This is a genomic window from Archangium sp., from assembly GCF_036389735.1.
GTDB lineage: Bacteria > Myxococcota > Myxococcia > Myxococcales > Myxococcaceae > Archangium.
In genome coordinates this window covers 1-6449 of record NZ_DASVWK010000043.1, presented here as the reverse complement: position 1 = coordinate 6449, position 6449 = coordinate 1, and the positions used below count along the sequence as shown (strand labels likewise).

Genomic DNA, 6449 nt, shown 5'->3' with positions numbered 1-6449 from the left:
GGTGGAGCGCTTCGGCGGCATCGACATCCTCGTGAACAACGCCAGCGCCATCAGCCTGACGGGCACGCTGGAGACGCCGATGAAGAAGTTCGACCTGATGTTCGGCGTCAACGTGCGCGGCACCTACGCCACCACCCAGGCGTGTTTGCCGGAGCTGCTCAAGGCGAAGAACCCGCACGTCCTCACCCTCTCGCCGCCGCTCAACATGAAGCCCAAGTGGTTCCAGAACCACGTGGCCTACACCATGGCCAAGTACGGCATGAGCATGTGCATGCTCGGCATGGCCGAGGAGTTCCGCGACCAGGGCGTGGCCTTCAACGCGCTCTGGCCTCGCACCGTCATCGCCACCGCCGCCATCAACATGATTGGCGGTCAGGAGATGATGGAGGCCAGCCGCACCCCGGAGATCATGTCCGATGCGGCCCATGCCATCCTCACCCGCGACAGCCGCTCGTGCACCGGCAACTTCTTCATCGACGAGGACCTGCTGCGCGAGGCCGGCATGACGGACTTCACGAAGTACCTCGTGAAGCCCGGCACGCAGCCGCTGCCGGACTTCTTCCTCGACTGATGCCGGGCACTCAGGCCGGCTCCCGCGCGTCGACCACCGCCGCCAGGCAGTGAGGGCAGGCGGTGCGTCCCGCCACCGAGGGCCTGCCACACCCCGAGCACCGCGCCATGCGCGGGAGCCGGCAGGCCGCATCCCCCGGAGCGCACTTCGGGGCCTCGGGAGCCCCAACCTGGGCCAGATCCCTGCGTACCGCCTCGTCCTCCAGGTGCAGCCAGTCGGACAGCCTCCGGCGGTTGCTGGAGAGCAGCTCGAAGGCGTTGCGCGCCAGGGGCATCAGCGAGGGCTGGGAGAGGCGCTGTGCCCAGGGCCGGTACTCCTCCAGCGCCCACAGCACCATCAGCCACGCCTGGGTGTCGCGGTAGACGCCCCCCTCCTCGTCCACCACCACCAACTCCTCCTCGGAGCCCGAGCGGCGCAGCTCGGGAAAGCGTCGCGCCGCCGCCTCGCTTCCGGCCGGGAGGCACTCGAGCCCCACCAGCGTGCGCTGAGACCCCAGCCACCGGGCACAGCTCACACAGAAGCCGCACGTCTCGTCATACAGCACGCAGAGGGTTCGCATGGCGCACCTCAGACGCCCTCGGCCACGGGGGCCGACGACGACACCCGGGTGAACTCGCGCGGCAGCACCGGCGGCGGCTGGCTCCGGAGCTGGCCCGTGCGGCGGATGCGGTTGAAGACATACAGGTTGAAGAAGTGCATGGCCCCCAGCACCACCATCACCTTGCCCACCTTGCCGCAGACCAGCTCGATGATCTCCTGCACCGTCCAGATGGTCTGGTGCTCTTTCAGCGACAGCGCCACGTAGCCGATGTTCATCAGGTAGAAGCCCACCACCAGCAGGTGGTTCACCGACTCGGCCAGCCGCTCCTTGCCCAGGAAGGCCTCGTGGAGGAAGTGCGCCCCGTTGCGCTGGAGCGTCTTGGCCACCCACACCGTCAGCCCGATGCTCACCAGCAGGTAGAGCAGGTAGGCCGCCACCATGAAGTGGCTCGACGCGGGGGGCACCGGGGTCGCCAGCAGGTCCGGATCCATGACTCGTCTCCTCGGGGGAGCGCGGTCGCCCGGGGCTCCAGTGCCCTCGTGGGTTGGCGCCGACCTCCCCTTCCACTGAGGAGTACCGGAAGGGATTTTCGTGGTTGCGGGGCGGCTTTTCAGGGCTGCCAGTGCCACAGGTACATGCTGAATTCCAACACGGGCGGGGTGAGCATCAGCAGCACCCCGACCCACAGGGCCGGCTCGCGGGAGAGGGGCCGCTGGCGCCGCCACGCCTCCAGGGTGGAGACACACAGCAGGTAGAGCGCCGACAACTCCAGCAGGCCCCCTACCAGCGGCATGAACGGGGGCATGGAGAGGCCCGCCCCCAGCTCCAGCACGCCGCGCAGCGCGAAGAGGCCCGAGCACCCCATCGCCACGCCCAGGAAGGTGCGGGCCTCGCGCAGCGGCACCTCGGGAGCGGGGGCGTCCAGGCCCTCGTGGCGCCAGTGCCTGCGCAACAGCCCGTACGCCGCGAGCGCCACCGCGAAGCCGGCCACCGCGCCGAGGATGGGGCCGGTCTCGAAGCGCGCCCGCGTCACCACCCGTCCGTCCGCCAGCCGGGCCGCGGGCTGCATGGTGAGCGGATCCAACTGCCCCGGGGCCAGCACGCGAGGCGTCACCGACACCACGAGCGCCCACAGCATGAGCGCGCCCGCCACCGCCTGGAGCACCGCCACCGCGCGCAGCCAGAGCGCCTCGTCCGGGGGCAGCGACGCCTCCAGCGACCCGTCCGCGAGCCGCCGCAGCTCCAGCCCCAGGGCCTGTGCGCTGGCGTAGCGCCGCGAGGGCTCCAGCGCCACCGCCCGCCGCACCACCACCCCGAGCGCCCCCGTCAGCACGGGCGCGCCCGCCACCGGGGGCCGGCCCGTCACCATCTCGTGCAGCAGCGCGCCCACCGCGTACACGTCCATTCTCGGGTCGGGCGGGGCGCCGGCCAGCGCCTCGGGCGCCATGTACTCGGGGGTGCCCACCACCACGTGCGAGGCGGTGAGGGTGTCGCGCGGCCCCTCCGGGCGCACGATGCGGGCGATTCCGAAGTCCGTCACCTTCACCCGCCCCTCGCCGTCCAGGAGGATGTTGGCGGGCTTGATGTCCCGGTGCACCACGCCGCGCGCGTGCGCGTAGGCCAGCGCGTCGCACACCTGAAGGGCCACGCGCACGGCCTCCGCCGGGGGCAACGGCAGCACCTGCGCGAGCGAGCGGCCCTCCACCAGTTCCATCACCAGGAAGCGCTCGCCCTCCTCGTCTCCGAAGTCGTGCACCCGGACGATGTTCGGGTGGTCCAACAGCGCCAGCGCCCGCGCCTCCCGGGCGAAGCGGGCCTGGGCCTCGGGGCTGGAGGCGACCTCCCCCGCGAGGAACTTCACCGCCACCGCCCGGTCCAGCCGCACGTGGCGCGCGCGGAAGACGCGGCCCATGCCGCCCCGGCCAATCTCCTCCTCCAGCTCCAGCGAGCCGATGCGACCCGGATCCTCCACGTCCTCGCCCAGGAGACACCCGGGACACACCGCCAGGCGCGTGGCGTCCACTGGAGTCCCGCAGCGCGGGCAGCGGGCGGCGCTCATCGCTTCAACACCCGGAGCAGCTCGGCGAGCTCGGCCTCCGTGTCCTCGGGCTCACCCACCGTGTCCGCCACCTCCTCGCGCACCAGCTCGCGGTAGCGCACCCGCGCGCGGTGGAGGAACGTCTTGAGCTGCGGCAGCGACATGCCATGCTCCGCCGCGGCCTCCCGGTAGCTCGGCGGCTCACCCGGGCGGAAGAACTGGAGCACCAGGGCGAAGGGGCCGCTGCGCGCGCCGCTGTCGTACTCGGCCCGCAGCCGCTCCAGGGCGCGCTCCATGACGCTCGCCGCCCACTCCCGCTCGAAGGCCTCGTCCGGGCCCGGGGCGTCCTCGGCGGCGAGCCGCTCCGCCAGCTCGAAGTCCAGGGACATCGGCACGGCCCCGCCCCCACGCCGGGCAGCGCTCTCGCGCTCGTGCCGATGGACGAGGTGGTTGCGCGCGGCGGTCAGCAGGTAGCCGCGCAGCCGGCCCTTTTCGGGGCTCAGCCGGTCGAGGAAGTCGTGCTCCAGCAGCCGCACGAGCAGATCCTGCACCGCGTCGCGAGCGGCCTCCGCGTCCAGCCCCTGGCGGCGCATGAAGACGTAGAGGGGGCGCCAGTAGGTGCGCAGCAGCGACTCGAGCGCCGCGCGGCGGGCTTCCGGGGAGCCGCGTGCCGAGCGGATGAGGGTCCAGCGCGTGGGGGGGAAGGTGCCCGGCATGGGGAAGTTCTAGCCCGGAAGTGCACACCCCGTCCCGGCCTCTGCACGCTGCCCGACACGTGCCTCCGCCGGGTGGGGCGGGGCCTCCGTTTCACTGGAGGAAAAGGTCTCCTCGCGTTGTCCGGGGGCAACCCCCTCTCTAGCTTCCGTGCCTGCGATCACACCCTGAGTCACACCCACCCGAACCCACGAGGAAGCGCCATGACCCCTGCCACGCAGATGAGCAGCATGCCGATGCAGTCCGGAATGATGAACCCGATGATGGGTGGCGGCATGCCCATGCCGATGCCGATGATGAACGGCATGATGCCGATGATGGGCATGAACCCCATGATGATGGGTGGCGGTATGCCCATGCCGATGATGAACGGCATGATGGGCATGAACCCGATGATGGGCGGCATGAACCCGATGATGGGCATGAACCCGATGATGGGCGGTGGCATGCCGATGATGATGCCCATGATGATGCGCATGCCCATGATGGCCCGGATGACCTGTGAGATGGGCAAGGACGGCATGATGTGCCGGATGATGCCCATGGACGCGGGCCAGATGGAGATGATGAAGGATTGCTGCGACGCCATGAACTCGATGATGTCCATGGGGATGCCGATGATGATGATGTGCAACGGCATGCCGATGATGATGTGCTCGGCGAAGTAGCACCGGGCCCCTGAGGGCCTGAAACGCGAGAGCCGGCGAGAGCGCCCCATGGGGCCCGCCGGCTCTTCGTGTTCCTGGAGGACGGCGACCTAGCCGACCGTCTCCGCGTACGTCATCACCAGGTACATCACCGCGTCCACGGTGCCCGCGTTGCGGTAGACGTGGGCCACGTCCGCCTCGAACACGATGGCGTCGCCCGCGCCCAGCACGTGGCGCTCGTCCCCACGCTCGATCTCCACCTGCCCCACCGTCACCACGAGGTTCTCCAGCGTCCCCGGCGGGTGCGGATCCGCCCGCTCCTCCGCGCGCGCGGCCAGGTGCAGCTCGTAGAACTCCACGCGCCGCGGCTCGTCGAACGGGAAGAGCGCCCGCGACGTGAAGCGCCCGTCATGGGAGGCGAGCACCTTGGCCTGCGTGGAGCGCATCAGCCGGGTGCCGCTCTGGGCCGTGGTGCTGATGAGCGCCGAGAACGGGATGCCCAGCGACCGGGCGATCTTCCAGATGACGTTGATGGTGGGCGCGCTCTGTCCGAGTTCGATCTGCCCCAGCATGGCCCGGCTCACCCCGGATGCCTTGGCCAGGCGCTCCAGGGAGAGGCCGCGCTGGGTGCGCAGGCGGCGCAGGTTGCGGCCCACGATGGGAGCGAGGTCCGCCGAGGCCTCGCCGTGCGCGACCTCGTAGGCCCACTCGTCCTCGGGGGCGGGGGCAGTGGGGGGAGCAGCCGAAGGAGCTTCCGCCTTCTCGCTCTGCGCCCGCTTCCGACCCCGGCCCTTGGGAGCTGGAGTCGCCTCTTCCTCCTGCTTCGACGGAGGGGTGTTTTCGCGAACCGATTTCACGCAGGCCAGACCATGACCCACACCCATACCGGCGTCCAGAGGGTCATGGGTGCAGGCGACCGAGCAGAGGAGGGCCTGGGCTCGCGCCGCTTCCGGAACTCTTCGAGATCGATGACTTGGGCTGCCTGGCTCATGGTGGGTCTGCTTCTCCGATAGCGGAACCATGTCCGCGAAAACGGACGTACGCAATATCCGCTTTAACGGAGGAGCTGTCAATCCCACCTGCCCGGCAGGGTAGAAGGGGGGCGTGCCCAGGGATCCCCGCGACTCCATCCCCGACGTGCGCGACGGCCTGACCCGGCCCCAGCGCATCATCCTCCACACGCTGCACCGGCTCGAACAGGAGCGCGGGGGCCGCTCCGTCCCCTCGGCCCTGCTCTACGGGCATGTCGTCGAGCAGCTCGACATCGGCCCGGACGAGTTCCAGGACCTCCTCACGCGGCTCGTCGGACGCCGGGTGCCTTGAAGCGCGGGGGCGGAGCGAGCACGCTGCCCACCGCCATGGCCAAGCAGAAGGACAAGGACGCGAAGGGAACCTTCCACAACCCGTTCGCCCGGCTCGAGAGCCTGCGCGACACGCTGCCCTCCACGAAGCCCCAACTGCGCAAGGAGGACTTCCCCGACGAGCCCCCGCCCCAGGGGCCCGAGCGCGCGGTGCTCCGGCTCGAAGCCGGACGTGGTGGCGAGGAGGTGACGGTGGTGGAGGGCCTGGGCCTTCCCGAGGCCGAGCTGCGGGAGTGGCTCCAGGCGCTGCAACGGGGCCTGGCCTGTACGGGTGCCGTGGAGGGAGAGCGGCTGGTGCTGCGAGGCGACCACCGCTTCAAGCTGCCCGACCTGCTGCTGCGCCGGGGCGTCAAGCGGGTGGTGCACGGCTGAGCCGTCAGGCCGCGGGAGCCTTCGACGTGTCCTCGGGCTTCGGCTCGGTGGACGGGGAGCGACTGGTGCTGCGGGGCGATCACCGCTTCAAGCTGCCCGACCTGTTGCTGCGCCGGGGCGTCAAGCGCGTGGTCCACGGCTGAGCCGCCCCGGGGCGCCTCAGGCGGCGGGAGCCTTCGGCGCGTCCTCGGGTTTCCGCTCGGTG

The 6449-nt window shown here is 70.6% G+C and carries 9 protein-coding genes; 3 read left to right on the top strand and 6 right to left on the bottom strand.

The window, feature by feature from the left end:
• Positions 1-571, top strand: a 571-nt coding sequence (locus tag VF794_RS01495; RefSeq protein ID WP_331106980.1) for an SDR family oxidoreductase, incomplete at its 5' end; no start/stop codon positions are given.
• Positions 572-581: 10 nt separating this feature from the next.
• Here the strand turns inward: VF794_RS01495 and VF794_RS01490 are convergent.
• From VF794_RS01490 to VF794_RS01465, 6 genes are all read right to left on the bottom strand, one after another.
• Complete coding sequence (locus tag VF794_RS01490; protein ID WP_331106979.1) at positions 582-1130, bottom strand: DCC1-like thiol-disulfide oxidoreductase family protein; 549 nt, start codon at positions 1128-1130, stop codon at positions 582-584.
• An 8-nt stretch (positions 1131-1138) separates the two neighbouring features.
• Positions 1139-1603 carry a hypothetical protein gene (locus tag VF794_RS01485; protein WP_331106977.1) on the bottom strand — a complete coding sequence of 155 codons (465 nt, stop codon included), beginning with the start codon at positions 1601-1603 and terminating at the stop codon, positions 1139-1141.
• A gap of 119 nt (positions 1604-1722) precedes the next feature.
• Positions 1723-3171 carry a serine/threonine-protein kinase gene (locus tag VF794_RS01480; protein WP_331106975.1) on the bottom strand — a complete coding sequence of 483 codons (1449 nt, stop codon included), beginning with the start codon at positions 3169-3171 and terminating at the stop codon, positions 1723-1725.
• Positions 3168-3866: a sigma-70 family RNA polymerase sigma factor gene (locus VF794_RS01475; protein WP_331106973.1), complete on the bottom strand. Its 699-nt coding sequence runs from the start codon at positions 3864-3866 to the stop codon at positions 3168-3170. The genes VF794_RS01480 and VF794_RS01475 overlap by 4 nt, the downstream gene beginning before the upstream one ends.
• A 170-nt stretch (positions 3867-4036) precedes the next feature.
• A complete protein-coding gene (locus VF794_RS01470) occupies positions 4037-4582 on the bottom strand; it encodes a hypothetical protein (RefSeq protein ID WP_331106971.1) in 546 nt (181 codons plus the stop codon).
• Positions 4583-4621: 39 nt separating this feature from the next.
• Positions 4622-5368: an XRE family transcriptional regulator gene (locus tag VF794_RS01465; protein WP_331106969.1), complete on the bottom strand. Its 747-nt coding sequence runs from the start codon at positions 5366-5368 to the stop codon at positions 4622-4624.
• A 247-nt stretch (positions 5369-5615) separates the two neighbouring features.
• Between VF794_RS01465 and VF794_RS01460 the strand changes: the two genes are divergently transcribed.
• Positions 5616-5834: a hypothetical protein gene (locus VF794_RS01460; protein WP_331106967.1), complete on the top strand. Its 219-nt coding sequence runs from the start codon at positions 5616-5618 to the stop codon at positions 5832-5834.
• Positions 5831-6244 carry a translation initiation factor gene (locus VF794_RS01455; RefSeq protein WP_414640855.1) on the top strand — a complete coding sequence of 138 codons (414 nt, stop codon included), beginning with the start codon at positions 5831-5833 and terminating at the stop codon, positions 6242-6244. The genes VF794_RS01460 and VF794_RS01455 overlap by 4 nt, the downstream gene beginning before the upstream one ends.
• Positions 6245-6449: the final 205 nt, after the last annotated feature.

Coding starts and splice junctions, on each gene's coding strand:
- VF794_RS01490 (WP_331106979.1), bottom strand. CDS start 1,130: ATGCGAACCCTCTGCGTGCTGTATGACGAGACGTGCGGCTTCTGTGTG.
- VF794_RS01485 (WP_331106977.1), bottom strand. CDS start 1,603: ATGGATCCGGACCTGCTGGCGACCCCGGTGCCCCCCGCGTCGAGCCAC.
- VF794_RS01480 (WP_331106975.1), bottom strand. CDS start 3,171: ATGAGCGCCGCCCGCTGCCCGCGCTGCGGGACTCCAGTGGACGCCACG.
- VF794_RS01475 (WP_331106973.1), bottom strand. CDS start 3,866: ATGCCGGGCACCTTCCCCCCCACGCGCTGGACCCTCATCCGCTCGGCA.
- VF794_RS01470 (WP_331106971.1), bottom strand. CDS start 4,582: ATGGGGCGCTCTCGCCGGCTCTCGCGTTTCAGGCCCTCAGGGGCCCGG.